The sequence below is a fragment of the Bradyrhizobium sp. WSM4874 genome, from assembly GCF_055811835.1.
Genome location: NZ_JBVVPR010000010.1, coordinates 140,267 through 159,741 on the forward strand (window position 1 = coordinate 140,267; position 19,475 = coordinate 159,741).

Genomic DNA, 19,475 nt, shown 5'->3' on the forward strand with positions numbered 1-19,475 from the left:
CGATTCAGAAGTCGATCTTCGCGCTCTCCCCATCGCGCAGGCTCGCGGCGATCCCCTGCTCGATCTTGCGCGCGAGGATTGGGCGATAGTGGATGAAGTCGGCAAAATTGGCGCGGTCGCGCGTGAGATCGTTGTCAACGCGATAGTTGATGAAATTGCTGCGCGGCCGGCCCGCGACCACTTTCTTCAGCGCGGCGTCGCAGGCGCTGCGCTCCAGGGCCGCTTCCGTGCCGGGCTTCGGCACGGTGGTCGCGAAGGTCGGCGGCACGATGATGACGACGGGCACATCGGCCGGCAATGCCCTGACAATATCTGCCAGCGCAGCGATCTCGGGGAATGTCGCCCGCATCTCGGCGGACAAGGACGGCGCCGGATCCCTGGGCCAGCCGACTTCCTTGAATTGGCCCGGCGGCCAGATGTCCTCGTAGCTGACAAAGCCGTCAGGATTCATCCGTGGTCGCCGGCCAAGGCCGATACTGATGCGTTGAAAGGCGTGCTCGATTGCCTGCCAGGTGATCAGCCGTGCGGCGTAGGTGACGACGCTTCTGTCATAGAGCCAGTCGGGAAACGGGACGCCGCCCTCCTCCTTGGACCGAGCATGCGCGCACCAGCCGGGGTCCGTCACGATCACCAGTGCGCCGACCTCCCGGTGATTCCGGAGGAAGAAGTCCAGCACCGCGAGTTCCTGGCGGGGAAACGCACCGGTCATGTAGAGCTGCACGAAGCGCAGGCCGGTTGCGCGCGACAATTCCGTCGGCTCGACCATCTGCGCCGTCGAATTACCCAGGATGGCGGCATTGAAATCCGGATTCCGCGCGCGGCTCGCGGCCGTGATCTGGGTCAGACGATTATCGACACCGTCGATGCCAAGCAGGCCGAGCTTGCCGCTGTCATAGGGATCGACCGCCACCATCAATGCGAGCACCAGCAGCGCAGCCCCGATCAGCGTGCCCAGACACGCGAGCAAGCTCCGGCCCCAGCCGGGGTCGGTCTCAGAACTTGAAGTAGACGAACTCATGGAGATCCCGACCACCCATGTGAAGCAGCAATGCGAACAGCCCAAGACCGAGCAGACCTGCGAGCCACGGATTGGGACGGCGCGTGAGCACCGCCACGATGTCCTGGCTCGCCGGCAGCAGGAAGGCGAACAGCGGCGCTGCGATCAGCGGCCACAAATGCTTTCCGCGCTCGAGCGGCAGCGGCGAAACCAATCCGGCGAAGACATGCCATGCCGCCTCCACCGATCCCGCGCGAAAAATCACGCCGGTCGCGAGCACGAACAACACGGTGAGCGCCCAGCCGAGCCATGACGGGAAATTCGGGCCATAGCGACGCCACAGCGTGGAGGCGACCAGCGCAAGCCCGTGCAGCACGCCCCACAGTACGAAGGTCCAGCTCGCGCCGTGCCAGAGGCCGCACAGCGCCATCGTGATCATCATCGCGCCGAAAAACTGCACGGGCAGCCAGCTCCGCGGCAAAAGACGCAGATTGACCAGCGGATAGAACACGTAGTCGCGCAGGAACAGCATCAATGTGATGTGCCAGCGCTGCCAGAAATCCTGGATATTGGTCGAGCGCAGCGGCGCATTGAAATTGTACGGCAGCTGCACGCCGAACAGCAGACCGAGGCCGATCGCGATGTCGGAATAGCCGGAGAAATCGAACAGGATCTGGAAAGAGAAGCAGAAGGCGAGCCACGCATCGCCGCTGGGCAACGGCCCATTCGCTGCCTGCGCGTAGATGGGATCGAGCAGATGCGCGAGGCCGTCGGCGATCACGATTTTCTCGAACAGGCCGATCGCAATGAAGCAGGTCGCGACGCAGAACTGGCGCTGCCAGCCCGGAACATAGACCTGCCTGCCGAACTGATGCATCACCTCCGACCAGCGCGCCAGGGGGCCGGCGATCGCCTGCGGGAAGAAGACGATGTAGAGCGCGTAGCGGTCGAGCGCATAGAGCGGCGCCCTGCCGCGCTTCAGATCGACCAGGTACATGATGTGGTGGAAGGTGAAGAAGGAGATGCCGAGCGGCAGACCAATGTCGAGCACCGGCAGCGTCGTACCGAGGACGAGGCCGAGATTGGCGAGAAGGAAGTTGGCGTATTTGAACAGCGCCAGCAGCGCGAGATCGAGCACGATTACCAGCGTCAGCACCGCCGGCCACTTCACGCGCCCATAGGCGACCGAGGCGAGCCAGTTGATCGCAATCGAGCCGATCAGGAGCAGGATGAATGACGGGCTGCCCCAGGCGTAGAAGGCGAGCGACAGCGCGACCTGAACGCCGATGCGCCACTGCGGATGAGGATCGGTCAGGCGATAGATCAGCAGCGCCGCGGGCAGGAACACCAGGAGAAAGGGATAGTCGTTGAACAGCATCGGTTCAAAGCCGCGCCATCGCCGGCGTGAGCCGGCGGATGATGCTCAGCCCGTTTCGAGGTCGGGCGCGGCGTCGCCCGGCTGCCGCAGCATGCGTCGCGCAATCTTCTCCTCGCTGGGCACCTTGACGTCCCAGGCCAGTCCGAGCGCTTCCAGAGCCCGGATGAAGATGAAGCCGGGATCGAACTCGAACCAGCGCAGGCCGAACGCCGCGGAATAGGGAAAGGCGTGGTGGTTGTTGTGCCAGCCCTCGCCCCAGGCAAGCCAGGCCATCACGCCGAGATTGCGGCTGTTGTCGTCGCGGGTGACGAAGGGCTGCGCGCCAAAGCTGTGCATCACGGAGTTGATGGCCGACATGGTCTGTTCGACCACGAACATGCGCACCACGCCGCCCCACAGTAAGCCGGTCAGTGCGCCCCACAGGCTCATGGTGGCGAGGCCGCCGATCGCGGCCGGCAGCACCAGGCCGAGACCGACCCAAGTGTAATAGTAGCTGTTGACGGCAACGAGCCTGCGATCCGCCATCAGATCCGGGACATAGTGCGCAACGTTGGGATAATCGTGCTCGATCATCCAGGTCAAATGCGCGTGCAGGAAGCCGCGCAGGCGGCCGAATGCGCCCTCGCCGTGCAGCCGCGGCGAATGCAGATCGCCGTCGTGATCGGACAATTCGTGGTGCCGGCGGTGCATTGCCGCCCAGGACAGCATGGGACCGCGGCCGGCCATCGATCCCATCACGACCAGGATCGCACTCATCGCCGTGGAAGTCGCGAAGGCGCGGTGGGTGAAGAGCCGGTGATAACCGACGGTAAGGCCGATGCCGGTGACCAGCCAGAAGCCAACGAACAGGCCAAGCTCCATCGCGCCGATCGGGCGATAGAGCAGAAGGGCCAGTGCCAGCAGCGTGCCGAGGAAGGGCAAAACGTCGAAGATGATGAAATGCCGCCGCTGCATCCGGCGAAAATGCCGGCTGCGGATAATTCGATGATCGCGTTGCTGCTGCACGGGCGGATTTCCAGGGCGCCGACTATGAGTACATACCCCTGCGGCGGCCGCAACCCAAGCCACCGCCCAAGCTTTCAACAGCCACGAAAGCCTATACTATGGGCCGGACACGCCCAAATGCGTTGAAATATCACCCTTTCCGCTTGCCCCTCGAGCCGCCATGCCGTCACGTGCTGCGACGATCTTGACCGTACTGTCACTTCTCATTGCGGGACCGGCCATGGGATTCGATTCGGGATCTGATTCGGCCTTCGACATCGAGGCCCATCGCGGCGGGCGGGCACTGCTGCCGGAAAACACGCTTCCGGCCTTCGCCAACGCGCTGTCGATGGGCGTGGACACGCTGGAGCTCGACGTCGGCATCACCGCCGACGGCGAAGTCGTCGTCTCGCATGAGCGCGGGCTCAATCCTGATCTCGCGCGGGATGCGAGCGGCGCCTACATCGCGCCTCCCGGCACGCCGTTCGTGAAACTGCGGCTCGCCGACGTCAGGACCTATGACGTCGGCGAGATCCGGCCAGACAGCCCTTACGCGAAACAATTCCCCGACCAGCGCGCCATGCCCGGGACCCGCATTCCGACCCTGAGCGAGCTGTTCGCGCTGGTGCGCAAATCCGGCAACACGCGCGTGCGCTTCAACATCGAGACCAAGATCGATCCCAACCATCCGAACGAGACGCTCGATCCGCAAGCTTTCGTTACCAGGCTGCTCGGCGTGGTCGAAGCCGCAAAATTCTCCGACCGCGTCATGATCCAGTCGTTCGACTGGCGAACCCTGCTGCTGGTCCAGCAGCGGGCACCGAAGATGCCGACGGTGTACCTGACGCTCCAGCGCGGCTCGGGCCAGACGGTGGCGCTGGACAAGGCGACCAATTGGACGGCGGGATTCAGCCCGGCCGACCATGGCGGGTCGCTTCCCCGAACCATCAAGGCTGCGGGCGGCGCGGTCTGGTCGCCCTATTTCGGCGATGTGACCGCGGCACTGATCGCCGAGGCCCATGCGCTCGGGCTGCGTGTCGTGGTCTGGACGGTCAACAAACCCGAAGACATGGCGCGCATGATCGAGATCGGCGTCGACGGCATCATCTCCGACAGGCCCGATTTGCTGCGACAGGTCGCGGGGGAGAAGGGAATTGCGTTGCCGGCGGGGACAGCGGTGGAGCCTTAAGACCAGGGCTCGTGTCCCGGACGCGGTGCAGCGTGCAACGCTGCTCCGCAGAGCCGGGGACCCAGAAGTTGCGATGGGCCCCGGCTCTGCTGCGCATCACTTCGTGCTGCGCAGCGTCGGGGGCACGAGACCATGAGTGGCGCGAAGCCTACTCCCCGTCCCGCAAGCGCCGGTACAGCGCGCCCAAAATGTTGGAGTAATCGTCGGTCCAGACCCGCACCCTGTCGTCGGCTTCGGTCTGCTCCCATGATTTCGACGATGCGAGCCTGCCGACGTCGGCATCCTCGCGGGCGGAGATGACGACGTCGGTCGAGAAGATGTAGTCGCCATCGCGCCCCGAATCCTCGTTGTAGACCCAGCTCTTGAGATCGTTGGCATCGGCGATGCCGACCACGACAGTCTCGAGATCGAGGTGGCGGTTGGAGACGTGCATCACCACGGCACCGTGCGGAGCGAGCTTGTCCTTGTAGATCTTCATCGCCTCTTCGGTGGCAAGATGGATCGGGATCGCATCCGACGAATAGGCGTCGACGATGATGAGATCATAGGCGCCGTCCGGCTCCTTCGCGAAGGTGAGGCGGGCATCGCCGATCACCGGCTTCAGGCCCGGCATGCAGCTCGAAATGTAGCGGAAATTCTTCGGATCGCTTGCCGCGTCGACCATCGACTGGTCGATCTCGAAGAAGGTCCAGCTTTCGCCGGGCTCGGCAGCGCAGGCGAGCGTGCCCGATCCGACGCCGATTGCGGCAACCTTCAGCGGCGCGCCCTTGCGCTCGCGGATCGCGGTGACGGCCTGACCGATGCCGCCATCCCTGTGATAGTAGGTGATCGGCTCGGGCCGGCCGGTGACGGGCGTGCCGTCATTGTTGAGGAAACGCTCGGCGCCGTGGATCGTGGTGCCGTGCATCAGCACGTGGAAATAGCCGCCGGGCGTCACCACGATCTTGTGCACGCCGAAGAAGCTGCGCACCGTGGTGACGCGGCCTTCGTCCGCCGGATAAACCCGGATCAACGCCAGCGCGAGCACGACGGTGGCGAAAATCTTCCAGCGGTCGGCGTTGACCGCCAGTGCCAGCAGCGCGGCGAGGACGCCGACGCCGCCAGCCGCCCAGACCCGGTGATCCTCGAACCAGGTCGACAGCCCGCCCGTCATGATGGACGGCGCAACGAGCACCACGGCGAGCGCGGCAAGCGCCAGCCAGTACCATTTGACGATGCCCGCCAGCCGCTCGTTCGCGGGCGGACGGCACAGCGCGGCAAGCGCAACCAGGATCGGGTATTCGGCGATCCAGGAGAATGTGAACGGCGCGACGAGCCCTGCGAACAGGCCGCCGACCATGCCGCCGAACGACAGCGCGACATAGAAACCGGTGAGATATTTGGCGGCAGGCCGGGTCCGCGCCAATTCGCCGTGGCAGGCCATGGCGATGACGAAGAAGCACAATTGATGGCCACCGAGCGTCAGCAGCAGGTTCTGCTCGCCGCCGAACGCCAGCAGGAAGACGACGCCCGCAATCGCGACCGGCTGGAGCATCAGCATCCATTTGTGCGGCAGCAGCGGCCGCGACTGGAACACCACCACCCAGGTCAAGAGGTACAGCGACAGCGGCAGCACCCACAGCAGCGGCGCGGCCGCAACGTCGGTCGAGATGTGCGCGGTGACGGCGATGAGCAGGCCGGACGGCACCCCGGCGAGGAATATCCAGCGCAGCCGCGTCATGAAACCGGGCGCCGGCGCGTTGATATCCTCGGTGCGCGCATCGACCATGGCCAGCTTCGGCGAGCGCAACAGCAGCACGCCACATGCCGCGATCAGGAGGATCAGAATGCCGTAACCGCCGGTCCAGAGCCGGTTCTGCGTGTGCAGCGTGAACATCGGCTCCAGCAGGAACGGATAGGACAGCAGGGCGAGAAAGCTGCCGACGTTGGAGGACGCATAGAGGAAATAGGGATCATGTCCGGCAGGATGCCCGGTGCGGACGAACCAGGCCTGCAGCAACGGATTGTTGGCGGCGAGCGCGAAAAACGGCAGCCCGATCGAGATCACGAACAGGCCGAGCAGCCAGATCGCGTAGCCCGAGCCGGGCGGCTCGCCATAGGCCGAGGCGATGCCGAGCGGCAACGTGACGAAGGCTGCGATCAGCAGCAGGAGATGCACCACCACCGGAACGATGCGGTTCCTCACCTGCATCAACACATGCGCATAGGCGTAGCCCGCCAGCAGCAGCGACTGGAAGAACACCATCGCCACCGACCACACCGCCGGCGAGCCGCCGAGCCGCGGCAGGACCATCTTCGTGAACAGCGGCTGCACCGAGAACAGCAACAGCGCGCTGACGAAGATCGCGGCGGTGTAGACCGTCAGCAGCAGCCGGTTGCGCGACGAGGACGGCTGCTCCGTGGCGGCGGGTTGCACGATCGAATCCATGGAAGCTCCGGCATAATCCCGGCGGGCGCCGGGCGCGCGCAATGGAGCACAAGGCGCCTGAACGAGCAATAAAGGGTCTCGTGATGTTGCAGCGGGGAATGCTTGATATAAGACGGTCGTTCCGGGGCGATGCGACGGGACCGCGAAGCGCGGCCCGGAGCATCGAACCCGGAACCTCCACATTCTCCGGTGCGGAGCCCGCACCACAGTTCGCGCTTCGCGCACGCCGGAATGACACCACCAGGGACGCATGATCGAAACCGACGTCGTCATCATCGGCGCTGGCCATAACGGCCTCACCTGCGCGGCCTATCTCGCGATGGCCGGCTTGCGCGTGCGCGTGGTCGAGCGCCGCAAGGTGGTCGGCGGGGCCGCGGTCACAGAGGAGTTTCATCCCGGCTTCCGCAATTCGGTCGCGGCCTACACCGTGAGCCTGCTCAATCCGCAGGTGATCCGGGACCTCAAGCTGGCCGAGCAGGGCCTGCGGATCGTCGAACGGCGCGCGCAGAATTTTCTGCCCGCGCCCGACGGCAGCTATCTCCTCACCGGCCAGGGGCGGACGCAGGCGTCCGTCGCACGGCTGAGCGCGCATGATGCAAACGCGCTCGATGGGTTTTCGCGCGAGCTCGAAGAGATCGCCGACGTGCTCCGGCAGTTCGTGCTGCGCGCGCCGCCAAACCTGCTCGACGGTTTCGGCACGGCCTCGATCCGCGAAGCCGTGAACGCGTTCCAGAGCGCCAACATCCTTCGTGGGCTATCGCTGGAGCAGAACCGCAGCCTGCTCGATCTCTTCACCCGCTCGGCCGGCGAGATGCTGGATGAACGTTTCGAGCATGATCTGGTCAAGGCGCTGTTCGGCTTCGATGCCATCGTCGGCAATTATGCCAGCCCTTACGCCGCGGGCTCGGCCTATGTGATGCTGCATCACGCCTTCGGCGAGGTGAACGGCAAGAAGGGCGTCTGGGGGCACGCCATCGGCGGCATGGGCGCGATCACGCAAGCCATGGCGCGCGCCGCACGCGACCGCGGCGTTGTGATCGACACCGATGCGGGCGTGCGCGAGGTCATCGTCGAGCGCGACCGCGCGGTCGGCGTGGCGCTGGAGGACGGCACAACCATCCGCGCGAAATATGTCGCGGCCAACGTCAATCCGAAGCTGCTCTATACGCGGCTGGTCGCCGCCGATGCGCTGCCGGCCGACTTCCTCGCCCGCATCCGGCACTGGAAGAACGGCTCCGGCACCTTCCGCATGAACGTGGCGCTGGACCGCCTGCCCTCCTTCACGGCGCTGCCGGGCGACGGCGATCATCTCACCTCCGGCATCATCCTGGCCCCTGATCTCGGCTACATGGACCGCGCTTTTCTCGATGCCCGCGCGCACGGCTGGAGTCGAGAGCCGGTCGTGGAAATGCTGATCCCCTCGACGCTCGACGATACCCTCGCGCCCGCAGGACAACATGTCGCGAGCCTGTTCTGCCAGCATGTCGCGCCGGAGCTTCCCGATGGAAAGTCGTGGGACGACCATCGCGACGAGGTCGCCGACCTCATGATCGCGACGGTGGACAAATACGCGCCGGGTTTTGCGGCAAGCGTGCTCGGCCGCCAGATCCTGTCACCGCTCGATCTCGAACGGCAATTCGGCCTGCTCGGCGGCGACATCTTCCACGGCGCGCTGACGCTGAACCAGCTGTTCTCGGCGCGGCCGATGCTGGGCCACGCCGATTATCGCGGACCCGTGAGGGGCCTCTATCACTGCGGCTCCGGCGCCCACCCCGGCGGCGGCGTCACCGGCGCCCCCGGCCACAACGCCGCGCAGGCGATCCTGAGAGATCACAGGTCGCTGTTCGGAAGGCGTGGATAAGCCCGGGGATAAGCTGTGGACAGGTTGTTGGCAGAGCTGTGGAAGAGCTGTGGGTTACGCTCGTCCATGCCTGGTACAAGTTGGTGGAAAATCCGGGGATGAGCGGCGGGACAATCTGTGGCCAATGTCCGGACAAGCGAGCGGATAGCCTGTGGGCATTCTGTGAAAGCCCCCCAAAAACGACGTCGCCCGCCAGGGGGCAATTCCCCCCGGCGGGCGCTGGTCGAAAGCAGTCGTATGGAGAAATGGCCCCGCCGGAAAAGGGAGGCGGAAATTACTTCAAGGAGGTGCTAATCGAGGTGAACTTCTCGTTCATCGTGGTGCCCAGGCCGTTCACCACGGTGATGATCGCCAGCGCGATACCTGCTGCGATCAGGCCGTATTCGATTGCGGTTGCACCTGAATCGTCGGTCCAGAACTTCAAAATCATGCGCTTCAAGTCTCGCCTCCTATTCCATTTCGAGCTGTGTGGTTTGCCCAACATCCGCAAATTTACGTCCTACAACCTGCGGTCGGGTTAATCTCAAGAATGCAAGTTATGCGAAAAATTGGGAACAAAAGTTCCAAAAATTGAACCGGACGGAACCCTGAGAATGCAGCCCTCCACCCATCGCGCCAGTTTTTCGATCGGCAGCGAGATCGCCGCCAGGCGCATTGTCGACGTCCTCACCGAAATGTTCTTCGAGGACGATGCGGCGGTCGCCGCCTTCGAGCAGCCTAACGGACAGTGGGACGTCGCGCTGCATTTCGCGAACGCGCCGGACCGGGCGTGGCTTCGCGAACTTGTTGCAACCTCAGCAGGAAATGAGATCGCGGACACGCTGGCCTTCGACACCGTCGAAGCCAGGGACTGGGTCAAATCAAGCCTGGAAGATCTCATCCCGGTGCCGGCCGGGCGCTTCGTCGTCCACGGCAGCCATGACCGCGACCGCGTGCCGCCAAACAAGCTCGCCATCGAGATCGAGGCCGCTCTCGCCTTCGGCACCGGCCATCACGGCACCACACGCGGCTGTTTACTCCTGCTTGACCATGTCCTGAAAAGCACCCGGCCCGGCCGCGTGCTCGACCTCGGCACCGGGACCGGCGTGCTCGGGATAGCGGCGGCGAAGGCGCTGCATCACGCGGTGCTGGCCTCCGACATCGACCCGGCCTCGGTCAAGGTGGCAGCCGAGAACGCCTTGTTGAACGAGGTCGGTCACCATGTGCGAGTGATCCGCGCCACCGGCTTCGCTGCGGCTGATTTCGGCAGATGCGGCCCGTTCGACCTGGTGCTGGCCAACATCCTTGCCAATCCGTTACGGCAATTGGCGGGCCCGTTGACGCGGCACCTCGCCCCTGGCGGGCGCGTCATCCTCTCCGGCCTGTTGACGCCCCAGGTCCCCGCCGTGATCGCCGCCTACCGCGCGCGCTGCCTCGTGCCTCTGAAGCACCTGCGGATCGAAGGGTGGAGCAGCCTGCTGCTGCGGAAGATGGGGTGAGTACGGGTGCTGCAGTAGATGCCGCTACTTTGCGGCCTTCTCGTCCCGGCGCATCGCGCGCTCGGCCTGCGAGGCGCGCCTCGCACGGCGTTCGGCGAAACGGTCGATCATCTGGCTGATGAGGCCGCGCGGTTTCTTCGGTGTTGTCGCCGCAGCCGGAACGCGGCGCACCGGCGGCGTAATCTTCTCAAACGTGAACGCTGGCATCGAGTGTCCCCTCGTCGTTGAGATGAACAACTTGCTCGAATTTCCCTGTTATCCGGACGAAGCGCAACTGCCGCATCCTGTACTCCATTCAATTCGAATGGAACTTGTTCAAGCACAGTCCATGCCAGATGCGACCTCAAATGCGTCTACATTGCGGACTGATCCGCATGATCCTAAAGTGATCCACCATGTTCGAAGCGCACTTCCAGACATTCGAGGAGCCCGAGGCCGGCGTCGCACTGATCGCCCGGCTGGCCGCGCTCCGTGAAGAACTCGCCCGCCGCAAGCTGACCGGTTTCGTGATTCCACGCGCCGATCAGCAGCAGAATGAGTATGTGCCGCCGTCGGAAGAGCGTCTGGCCTGGCTAACCGGTTTTACCGGCTCGGCGGGGCTAGCGGTGGTGCTGACGCACGAGGCTGCGGTCTTCGTCGATGGACGCTACACGATCCAGGCGGCCAAGCAGGTCGATTCAAGGGCCTGGGCCGTGGAATCTCTGATCGATCCCCCGCCGGAAAGCTGGATATCGGCACACCTGAAGGCCGGCGACCGCCTCGGATTTGATCCGTGGTTGCACACTTTTTCGGCAGCCGAGCGTTTGGCCGCCGCCTGCACCAAGGCCGGTGCCGAGTTGGTCGCGGTCGACAGCAATCCGGTCGATGCGATCTGGCAGGACCGGCCACAGCCGCCGATTGCGCCGGTCACGGTGCACGGGATGCAACATGCCGGCGTGACTGAAGCCGAGAAGCTGACGCAGATCAGGAGCGAGATCGGCAAGCTCGGGGTCGATGCCTTGGTGCTGTCGGACAGCCATGCCGTGGCCTGGACCTTCAACATCCGCGGCGCCGACGTCGCGCATACGCCGCTGCCGCTGTCATATGCGCTGGTGCCGAAGGACGGCCGCCCCACCATCTTCATCGATCACCGCAAGCTCTCAAATCTGACTCGCGACCATCTCGAGCAGTCCGCCGACGTGCGCGAGCCCGATGCGATGGCGCCGACGCTGATGGCGCTCGCCAAGAGCGGTGGATCGATTGCGCTCGACAATGCGACCGCGGCCGACGCCCTCAGCCGGCTGATCACGGGTGCCGGCGGCAAGCCGGTGCGCGGCAGCGATCCGATCGCGCTGCTCAAGGCGGTCAAGAACACGACCGAGATCAAGGGCACGCAAACGGCGCACCGGCGCGACGCCGTGGCGCTGGCACGCTTCCTCGCCTTCATCGACCGCGAGGCGGCAAGCGGCAAGCTCACCGAGATCGACGCGGTCGAGGCACTGGAGACGTTCCGCCGCGACACCGGCGCGCTCAAGGACGTGTCGTTCCCGACCATATCGGGCACCGGCCCGAATGGCGCGATCGTGCACTACCGCGTCACCCGCAAGAGCAACCGGCGGATCGTGCCCGGCGATCTGCTGCTGATCGATTCAGGTGCACAATATGAAGACGGCACCACCGACGTCACCCGCACCATGGCCGTGGGCGAGCCGACCGACGAGATGCGCGACCGCTTCACGCGTGTGCTGCGCGGCCACATCGCGATCGCGCGGGCGGTCTTTCCCGACGGCGCCACCGGCGCGCAGCTCGACACACTCGCACGGCAATATCTCTGGGCCGCCGGCGTCGATTTCGAGCATGGCACCGGCCACGGCGTCGGCAGCTATCTCTCGGTGCACGAAGGACCGGCGCGGATATCGAAGCTCGGCACCACGCCGCTGAAGCGCGGCATGATCCTGTCCAACGAGCCCGGCTACTACAAGACCGACGGTTTCGGCATCCGCATCGAGAACCTCGAACTGGTGGTCGAAGCCGACATCAAGGGCGCGGAAAAATCGATGAACGCGTTCGAGACGCTGACCCTGGCGCCGATCGACCGCCGGCTGATCGATGTCGGCATGCTCAGCAATGACGAGCTCGACTGGCTCAACGCCTACCACGCGCGCGTCAGGGCCGAGGTGCGGCCGGCGCTGGACGCGACGACAAAGGCCTGGCTCGACCAGGCCACGGCGGAGTTGAAGGCGTAAGTTCGCCGTTCACGGGCTCGACGCATAGCACCACGCGATTTGCGCAAGGCTGCTTCTCCACCACAGCTGTCATGCTCCGCGAAAGCGGGGCATCCAGTACGCCGCGGCCTCTCCGTATAGAATTGCAGCCTCTGGAATACTGGATTCCCCGCCTTCGCGGGGAATGACACCTGTCACGGGGCACGCAAACCGCGCCCAATTCATCATCATTTCACCGCCATCGTAACCGTCCCGGAATCCGTATAGCCGCATTCCGAAACGCCGATATGCGTCATGTGCCAGCACGCTACAGTCCGGTTCGAATTTCTACCAGACGGACACGCATGCACGGCATGATGAGCAAACCGCCGGAAACGGCGAAGAACCTCGCGACCCCGCGCGTGGTGTTGCTGCTGCTCGTCGTCATGACCGGGATCGCGCCGATCTCGCTTTACATGCTGGTTCCGGCGCTGCCGGTGCTGGCGACGACATTTGGCAGCGACATCTCGGTCGCGCAGATGACGGTGTCGCTGTACATGGTCGGCATCGCGCTGTCGCAACTCATCATGGGCCCGCTATCGGACCGTTTCGGGCGACGCCCGGTGCTGCTCGGAGGACTGGCGCTGATGGTCGTCGCCAGCGTCGCCTGCATCTTCGCGGAAACGCTGCCGCAGCTGATCGCCGCGCGCTTCTTCCAGGCATTGGGCGGCGCCGCCGGCATGGTGGTGAGCCGCGCCATCATCCGCGACATCTACGAGCGCGACCGCGTCGCCTCGATGATCAGCCTCGTCGTCGCGGCGCTGATGATCGGGCAGATGGTCTCCCCGCTCACCGGCGGCCTGATCGAGACCGCATTCGGCTGGCGCGCGATCTTCTACGCCATCACCGTCGCCGCGATCATCGTCGCCGTCGGCATCGCGATCGCGCTGCCCGAGACCCGCCGAGACCGCGCCGCCGGCAGCGGCTTTTGCGGCGACGTCGGCATCCTGATCCGCAACCGCGCCTTCGTCGGCTACGTGATGTGCCAGGTGCTGGCCTCGCAGATCATCTTCACCTTCGCCGGCGGCGGACCCTATATCGTGGTGACGCAGATGGGCAGGACCAGCGCCGAATACGGCGCGTGGTTCGCGACGACGGGTTTTGCGTATCTCGTCGGCAATCTGCTTTGTGTGCGCTTTGCGCCCAGGCACTCGCTGGAGAAGTTGATCTGGTTCGGCCTCGCGCTCCAGCTTTGCGGCAGCCTGTTGAACCTGCTCTGGAGCTTCGCCGGCTGGAACGAGGCACCCGCCTGGCTGTTCGGCACGCAGATGATCGTGATGGTCGGCAATGCCTTCGTAATGGCGAACTCGGCCGCCGGCGCGATCAGCATCCGTCCCGAGGCCGCCGGCACGGCGTCAGGTGCGATGGGCTTCCTCCAGCAAGGCATCGGCGCGCTGATGTCGCAATTCGGCGCCTATCTCGGCGGCCATTCCGCGACCACGCTGCCGCTTACCGCCGCGGTGCTGGCGATCTCCCTGCTCTGCGCCTGCACGATGATCTTCGTCGTCCCCCGCCGCGAGATCATGGTGAGCGAGACGCTGATCGGGCAGGCGGAAGAGGAAGAGAGCGGGATGATGTAAGGGATGGCGATCGCCACGACCTCGGTGTCATCCCCCGCGAAAGCGGGGGATCCAGTACGCCGCGGCTTTTCCGTATCCTCGCACTGTCTCTGGAATACTGGATTCCCCGCCTTCGCGGGGAATGACAGCGGAGCGAGACGCGCCAGCGCGCCCTCCTCACTCCCCGATCAGCGCCAGCCACTCGTCCTCGGTCAGCACCTTGACGCCATGCTTGTTGGCTTCCGCGAGCTTCGAACCCGCGCCGGGGCCGGCGACGACGAGATCGGTTTTCTTGGACACCGATCCGGACACTTTTGCGCCTAACCGCTCAGCGGTGGCCTTGGCCTCGTCACGCGTCATCTTCTCCAGCGAGCCCGTGAACACCACGGTCTTGCCGGCGACGGCGGAATTGCTCTTCGGCTTCTCGGCGTCGATGATCTCGACCTCCTTGGTCAGCCGCTCGACGATGCCGCGATTGTGACTCTCGCCGAAATAATCGGCGATGCTCTTGATCACGGTCTCGCCGATCTGGTCGAGCGCATCCATCTCGGCCATCGCCTCCTCGTCGCCCCTGGCGACCTTGAGGCTGGCGTCGTGGAAGGCGTCCCAGGAGCCATAGCCGCGTGCCAGTGCCAGCCCCGTGGTCTCGCCGATATGGCGCATGCCGAGCGCGTAGATAAAGCGCTCCAGTGCAATCTTGCGACGGCTCTCGATCGCGCTGAACAAATTGCGCACCGACGTTGCGCCGTAACCCTCGATGTCCTCGAGCTTGAGTTTCGAATTGCGCTTTTCCAGCGTGAAGATGTCCGCTGGCTCCTTCACAAAACCCTCGTCGAAGAAATACTGGAGCTGCTTCTCGCCAAGGCCGTCGATGTCGAAGGCGCGCCGCGACACGAACAGCTTCAGATGTTCGATCTTCTGATAGGGGCAGGCGAACTCGCCGGTGCAGCGGGCGCGTGAGCCCTCCTCTCCCGCCGCCGTTTCCTCGCGCGTGACATCGGTGTGCAGCGGGCACGGGCACTTCTTCGGAAACTGGAATTCCTTGGCAGCCTTCGGCCGCTTATCGAGGACGACGTCGACCACCTGCGGGATGACGTCGCCGGCGCGCTGGATCACGACGGTGTCGCCGATCCTGATGTCGCGGCCCTCGCGCAGCACCTCGCCCTTGTTGCCGATGCCCTTGATGTAGTCCTCGTTGTGCAGCGTGACGTTCTGCACGATCACGCCGCCAACGCCGACCGGCTCGAGCTTGCCCACCGGCGTGAACGAGCCGGTGCGGCCGACCTGGATCTCGATGTCGCGCAACACCGTCATGGCGCGTTCGGCGGGGAATTTGTGGGCGATGCCCCAGCGCGGCGTGCGCGAGACGAAGCCGAGCCGTTCCTGCCAGTCGATGCGGTCGACCTTGTAGACGACGCCGTCGATGTCGTAGTCGAGCTTTGCGCGCTGCTCCTCGATCGAACGATGAAACGCCAGCAGTTCCTCGACGGAGTGACAGAGTTGGGTCAGTGGATTGGTCTTGAAGCCGCAGCGCTCGAACCAGCCGATCATGCCGCTCTGCGTACCCTCGGGCATCGCGCTCATCTCGCCCCAGGCATAGGCGAAGAAGCCGAGGGGGCGCGAGGCGGTGATGGTCGGATCCTTCTGCCGGAGCGAGCCCGCGGCCGAGTTGCGCGGATTGGCGAAGATGGTGCTGCCTTCCGCCTTCTGCCGCTCGTTGAGCGCGAGGAAGGCCTTCTTGGTCATGTAGACCTCGCCGCGCACCTCGCAGATATCGGGGACGTTGCGTCCCCTAAGCTTTTGCGGCACGTCTTCGAGCGTGCGGATGTTGGCGGTGACGTCCTCGCCTTCAGCGCCGTCGCCGCGCGTCGCGGCGGTGACGAGCTCGCCACCCTCATAGCGCAGCGACATCGAGAGGCCGTCGATCTTCGGCTCGGCGGAGAAATCGATCCTGTCGTCCTCGAGCTTCAAGAAGCGCACGATGCGGCCGACGAAGTCGCGCAAATCCTCTTCCGCAAAGGCGTTGTCGAGCGACAGCATGGGGACCGAATGCCGCACCTTCTTGAAGCGGCCCGATGGCGCAGCGCCGACTTTCTGCGACGGCGAGTCCGCGCTGACGAATTCCGGAAAGCGCTTCTCGATCGCGTTAAAGCGCTGGCGCAGCGCGTCATACTCGGCATCCGTGACGGTGGGCGCGTCCTCCTGATAGTAGCGTTCGTTATGCCCTTCGATTTCGAGCGCGAGCCGCATGTGCTCGACCTTGGCCTGCGCCTTGGTGAGGTCGGCGACGTCGCGAAGCGGTGTTGCTTTGGATTTTACTGCTCTGGCCATGGTGCTTGAATACGACGGAGCGGACGGGAGGGTAAAGGCAGGTTGAAGTCTCGCGCCCCGGACTCAGCGCAGCGCTTCTTTAGCGGTGCGCTGCAGAGCCGGGGCCCATCGGGGGCGACATTCTGGGGTCCCGGCTCGCGCTACGCGCGTCCGGGACACGAAATCAAGCCGTCGCTGCCTTGAGCAGCCGGTCCGCGGCAGCCCTGGCCTCGGCGGTGATCTCGGCGCCGGCGAGCATCCGCGCGATCTCCTCGCGGCGGTGGTCGGCGGCGAGCGCATTGACACGAGTGGCGACGCGCTTGCCCTTGTCCAGGGCGTCCTTGGAGATCAGCAAATGCTGGTCGGCACGGGCGGCGACCTGCGGGGCGTGGGTGACGGCCATCACCTGGACCTTGCCGGCGAGCCGCGCCAGCCGTCCGCCGATGGCGTCCGCGACCGCGCCGCCGACGCCGGTGTCGATCTCGTCGAAGACCAGGGTTGGCGCCGAGCCGCGGTCGGACAGCACGACCTTCAGCGCCAGCAGGAAACGCGACAGCTCGCCGCCGGAGGCGACCTTCATCATCGGCCCCGGCTTGGTGCCCGGGTTGGTCTGCACCCAGAACTCGACGCGGTCGAACCCTTGCGGACCCGGCGTGGCCTCGTCGGTCTGGACCTGGGTCATGAACTTGGCGCGTTCGAGTTTGAGCGGCGCGAGCTCGGCATTGACCGCCTTGTTGAGCTTCTCCGCCGATTTCTGCCGCGCCATCGACAGCTTCTTGGCGGCCGCGGCATAGCGCACATCGGCCTCGATCGCGGCCTGCTCCAGCTTCTTCAGCCGTGAGGCGCCGGCATCGATCAGGACGACATCGGCGGCGTATCTGGCAGCAAGCGCGGCGAGCCCATCGACCGGTGTGGAATATTTGCGCGAGGCGGCGCGCAACGCGAACAGTCGCTCCTCGATGCGTTCGAGCTCTGAGGGGTCGAAATCGGTCGCGGCAAGCGCCGCCTGCAGATGCTGGTCGGCTTCCTCCAGCGCGTTGATCGCGGTGTCGATCGCCCTCACCGCGGGCTCGACCAGCGCCGGCGAGTTGACGCCGCGGCGCTCGAGCCGGCGCACGGCGGCCGACAGCGAGGCGACCGGCGAATGGTGACCGCCGACCGCCTCCTGCGCCTCGCGCAGGTCGGAGGCGATCTTCTCGCCCTGCATCATGGTGGTTCGACGGGACGCCAGCGAGGTCTCCTCGCCGTCCTTGGGAGCGAGCTGCTTCAATTCGTCCGAGGCGTGGCGGAGGTAATCCGCTTCGCGCGCAGCGCGCTCCATGCCGGCGCGATGCTCCTCCAGCGCGGTGTTGGCGGTGCGGCGGGCGTCCCAGAGCGCTTCGACCGCCGAGACATCCTTTTCGAGACCGGCGAAGGCGTCGAGCAGGCGGCGGTGGGTGGCGGCATCGACCAGCGCACGCTCGTCGTGCTGGCCGTGGATCTCGACCAGGGCAGCACCGACCGCCTTCAGCGTCTGCACGCTGATCGCCTGGTCGTTGATGAAGGCGCGGGTGCGGCCGTCGGCGAGCTGGACCCGGCGGAGAATCATCTCGCCAGTATCCTCCAGCCCGTTCTCCGCGAGGATTTTGGCCGCGGGATGGTTTTTTGGGATGTCGAATACGGCAGTGACCTGCCCCTGCTCCGCGCCGTGGCGCACGAGGCCGGCATCGCCGCGGCCGCCGAGCGCCAGTGCAAAGGCATCGAGCAGGATGGATTTGCCCGCACCGGTCTCGCCGGTCAAAACCGCGAGGCCCGTTGCGAATTCGATATCGAGCCGTTCGATCAGGACGATGTCACGGATCGACAGACGCGCCAGCATGGAACTCTATTTCCTAGCCGAGACCCATTTTCTTGAAGGTCTTGCTAATCCAGGACCCCTGATTCTCGCTCGGTTCGAGACCGCCTGATTTTACAAGATTATAGGCGTCCTTGTACCAGCGACTGTCAGGAAAATTGTGCCCGAGCACGGCGGCGGCCGTCTGGGCCTCGCCGACGATGCCGATGGCCATATAGGCCTCGGTCAGGCGGTACAGCGCCTCCTCGACATGGCGGGTGGTCTGATACTGCGTCACCACGGCCTTGTAGCGGTTGATCGCCGCCGTGTAGTCGCGCTTCTGCGCGTAATAGCGGCCGACGTTCATTTCCTTGCCGGCGAGCTGGTCGCGCGCACCTTCGATCTTGGCCTTGGCCGAGGTCGCATATTCGGACGTCGGATATTTGCGCACCACCTCTTCCAGCGAGGCGATCGCCTTCTCGGTGCGGGTCTGGTCGCGGCTGATGTCCGGAATCTGGTCGTAATGCGAGGCGGCAATCAGATATTGCGCGTAGGCCGCATCCGGGCTGCCGGGATGCAGCGTGACGTAGCGGGTGGCCGCGCCGATGCAATTGTCATAATCGCCGCCCTGGTACGACGCGTAGGCCGACATCAGCAACGATTTGCGGGCCCAGTCGGAATAAGGATGCTGGCGGTCGACCTCTTCGAACTTCTTGTTCGCCGCCTTCATGTCCTTCTTCTCGTTCATGAGGTACAGGCCCTCATTGTAGATCTTGTCGGCGGGCTCCTCGACGAAGGTGTCGTCCTTGGCGGTGAACTTGTCCCAAAGCGCACCGGTGCCGCAGCCCGCCAGCGGCAGCGCGAGCACGAAGAGGGCGACAGCCTGAATCAGCCCACGGGTTCGAGACGAGACTTCTCGAGACAGGACTTGAAGATATCCGCGCGTCATACGCTGTGCCGACATGAGTATTGCCCTGACGCCCTGTGGTGCGGTGTCCGCCAGCCCATGAACCCCGTCCTGGGCGCGAAATATAGCCGTGGTGCCTGCCATGCAGCCACGCCGGTGTAACCGAAAAACGATCTTCAACCAACCGGATAGGCAGGCATTCCGCCCGGATTAAGGCGAACGCGCCGCAATCCTAGCCGATCATCGTTACCAGGAGTTTCCCGGGGAAAGCCGCCGCCAAACGCCTATTGCAACGGGTCTCTTCAGGACCCGTCTCTCTCTTAGGAAA

At 64.9% G+C, this 19,475-nt stretch carries 14 protein-coding genes; 5 read left to right on the forward strand and 9 right to left on the reverse strand.

All coding sequences use genetic code 11. The annotated features are described in order from the left end of the window. Positions 1-4 precede the first annotated feature (4 nt). The 3 genes from AC0L3P_RS13385 to AC0L3P_RS13395 are packed head-to-tail and all read right to left on the reverse strand — an operon-like array spanning position 5 to position 3,380. On the reverse strand, positions 5-967 hold the full coding sequence (locus AC0L3P_RS13385) for a hypothetical protein (protein WP_473302195.1): 963 nt from the start codon (positions 965-967) through the stop codon (positions 5-7). A gap of 25 nt (positions 968-992) precedes the next feature. Continuing rightward, complete coding sequence (locus AC0L3P_RS13390; RefSeq protein ID WP_473302196.1) at positions 993-2,375, reverse strand: MBOAT family O-acyltransferase; 1,383 nt, start codon at positions 2,373-2,375, stop codon at positions 993-995. A gap of 45 nt (positions 2,376-2,420) precedes the next feature. Beyond that, positions 2,421-3,380 (reverse strand): acyl-CoA desaturase, encoded by a 960-nt coding sequence (locus AC0L3P_RS13395; protein WP_473302197.1) that lies wholly within the window; start codon positions 3,378-3,380, stop codon positions 2,421-2,423. Positions 3,381-3,540: 160 nt separating this feature from the next. Between AC0L3P_RS13395 and AC0L3P_RS13400 the strand changes: the two genes are divergently transcribed. Beyond that, positions 3,541-4,548 carry a glycerophosphodiester phosphodiesterase gene (locus AC0L3P_RS13400; RefSeq protein ID WP_473302198.1) on the forward strand — a complete coding sequence of 336 codons (1,008 nt, stop codon included), beginning with the start codon at positions 3,541-3,543 and terminating at the stop codon, positions 4,546-4,548. Positions 4,549-4,696: 148 nt separating this feature from the next. Here the strand turns inward: AC0L3P_RS13400 and AC0L3P_RS13405 are convergent, their stop codons facing one another. Further along, positions 4,697-6,976: a spermidine synthase gene (locus tag AC0L3P_RS13405; protein ID WP_473302199.1), complete on the reverse strand. Its 2,280-nt coding sequence runs from the start codon at positions 6,974-6,976 to the stop codon at positions 4,697-4,699. Between the two features lie 250 nt (positions 6,977-7,226). Between AC0L3P_RS13405 and AC0L3P_RS13410 the strand changes: the two genes are divergently transcribed. Continuing rightward, positions 7,227-8,837, forward strand: a complete 1,611-nt coding sequence (locus tag AC0L3P_RS13410; protein WP_473302200.1) for a phytoene desaturase family protein — start codon at positions 7,227-7,229, stop codon at positions 8,835-8,837. A gap of 274 nt (positions 8,838-9,111) precedes the next feature. Here the strand turns inward: AC0L3P_RS13410 and AC0L3P_RS13415 are convergent, their stop codons facing one another. Then, positions 9,112-9,267: a Flp family type IVb pilin gene (locus AC0L3P_RS13415; protein WP_456769831.1), complete on the reverse strand. Its 156-nt coding sequence runs from the start codon at positions 9,265-9,267 to the stop codon at positions 9,112-9,114. 163 nt (positions 9,268-9,430) lie between these two features. On the opposite strand from AC0L3P_RS13415, the gene AC0L3P_RS13420 reads away from it, so the two are divergent. Next, positions 9,431-10,315 carry a 50S ribosomal protein L11 methyltransferase gene (locus AC0L3P_RS13420; RefSeq protein WP_473302201.1) on the forward strand — a complete coding sequence of 295 codons (885 nt, stop codon included), beginning with the start codon at positions 9,431-9,433 and terminating at the stop codon, positions 10,313-10,315. Positions 10,316-10,339: 24 nt separating this feature from the next. On the opposite strand, the gene AC0L3P_RS13425 is transcribed toward AC0L3P_RS13420, so the two are convergent. Continuing rightward, entirely contained in the window at positions 10,340-10,522 is a 183-nt protein-coding gene (locus AC0L3P_RS13425) for a hypothetical protein (protein ID WP_275173861.1), read from the reverse strand. A gap of 188 nt (positions 10,523-10,710) precedes the next feature. Here AC0L3P_RS13425 and AC0L3P_RS13430 point away from each other — a divergent pair, with 188 nt between their 5' ends. Both AC0L3P_RS13430 and AC0L3P_RS13435 read left to right on the forward strand, forming a co-directional pair. After that, the gene (locus AC0L3P_RS13430; protein ID WP_473302202.1) at positions 10,711-12,540 is read left to right on the forward strand and encodes an aminopeptidase P family protein; all 1,830 of its coding nucleotides are present in this window, start codon (positions 10,711-10,713) and stop codon (positions 12,538-12,540) included. A 323-nt stretch (positions 12,541-12,863) separates the two neighbouring features. Beyond that, complete coding sequence (locus AC0L3P_RS13435) at positions 12,864-14,138, forward strand: multidrug effflux MFS transporter (RefSeq protein ID WP_473302203.1); 1,275 nt, start codon at positions 12,864-12,866, stop codon at positions 14,136-14,138. A 156-nt stretch (positions 14,139-14,294) separates the two neighbouring features. Here AC0L3P_RS13435 and ligA read toward each other — a convergent pair whose 3' ends face one another. The 3 genes from ligA to AC0L3P_RS13450 all read right to left on the reverse strand — a co-directional run bounded on the left by ligA (position 14,295) and on the right by AC0L3P_RS13450 (position 19,204). Continuing rightward, a complete protein-coding gene (ligA, locus tag AC0L3P_RS13440; RefSeq protein ID WP_473302204.1) occupies positions 14,295-16,448 on the reverse strand; it encodes an NAD-dependent DNA ligase LigA in 2,154 nt (717 codons plus the stop codon). 163 nt (positions 16,449-16,611) lie between these two features. Further along, positions 16,612-18,285 carry a DNA repair protein RecN gene (gene recN, locus AC0L3P_RS13445; RefSeq protein ID WP_473302205.1) on the reverse strand — a complete coding sequence of 558 codons (1,674 nt, stop codon included), beginning with the start codon at positions 18,283-18,285 and terminating at the stop codon, positions 16,612-16,614. Positions 18,286-18,298: 13 nt separating this feature from the next. After that, the gene (locus AC0L3P_RS13450; protein ID WP_354060524.1) at positions 18,299-19,204 is read right to left on the reverse strand and encodes an outer membrane protein assembly factor BamD; all 906 of its coding nucleotides are present in this window, start codon (positions 19,202-19,204) and stop codon (positions 18,299-18,301) included. Between the last annotated feature and the right edge of the window lie 271 nt (positions 19,205-19,475).

What these genes read in the sequence shown, in the direction of transcription:
- AC0L3P_RS13390 (WP_473302196.1), bottom strand. Translation starts at nt 2,375, where the DNA reads ATGCTGTTCAACGACTATCCCTTTCTCCTGGTGTTCCTGCCCGCGGCG.
- AC0L3P_RS13400 (WP_473302198.1), top strand. Translation starts at nt 3,541, where the DNA reads ATGCCGTCACGTGCTGCGACGATCTTGACCGTACTGTCACTTCTCATT.
- AC0L3P_RS13405 (WP_473302199.1), bottom strand. Translation starts at nt 6,976, where the DNA reads ATGGATTCGATCGTGCAACCCGCCGCCACGGAGCAGCCGTCCTCGTCG.
- AC0L3P_RS13410 (WP_473302200.1), top strand. Translation starts at nt 7,227, where the DNA reads ATGATCGAAACCGACGTCGTCATCATCGGCGCTGGCCATAACGGCCTC.
- AC0L3P_RS13415 (WP_456769831.1), bottom strand. Translation starts at nt 9,267, where the DNA reads ATGATTTTGAAGTTCTGGACCGACGATTCAGGTGCAACCGCAATCGAA.
- AC0L3P_RS13420 (WP_473302201.1), top strand. Translation starts at nt 9,431, where the DNA reads ATGCAGCCCTCCACCCATCGCGCCAGTTTTTCGATCGGCAGCGAGATC.
- AC0L3P_RS13425 (WP_275173861.1), bottom strand. Translation starts at nt 10,522, where the DNA reads ATGCCAGCGTTCACGTTTGAGAAGATTACGCCGCCGGTGCGCCGCGTT.
- AC0L3P_RS13430 (WP_473302202.1), top strand. Translation starts at nt 10,711, where the DNA reads ATGTTCGAAGCGCACTTCCAGACATTCGAGGAGCCCGAGGCCGGCGTC.
- AC0L3P_RS13435 (WP_473302203.1), top strand. Translation starts at nt 12,864, where the DNA reads ATGCACGGCATGATGAGCAAACCGCCGGAAACGGCGAAGAACCTCGCG.
- ligA (WP_473302204.1), bottom strand. Translation starts at nt 16,448, where the DNA reads ATGGCCAGAGCAGTAAAATCCAAAGCAACACCGCTTCGCGACGTCGCC.
- recN (WP_473302205.1), bottom strand. Translation starts at nt 18,285, where the DNA reads ATGCTGGCGCGTCTGTCGATCCGTGACATCGTCCTGATCGAACGGCTC.
- AC0L3P_RS13450 (WP_354060524.1), bottom strand. Translation starts at nt 19,204, where the DNA reads ATGTCGGCACAGCGTATGACGCGCGGATATCTTCAAGTCCTGTCTCGA.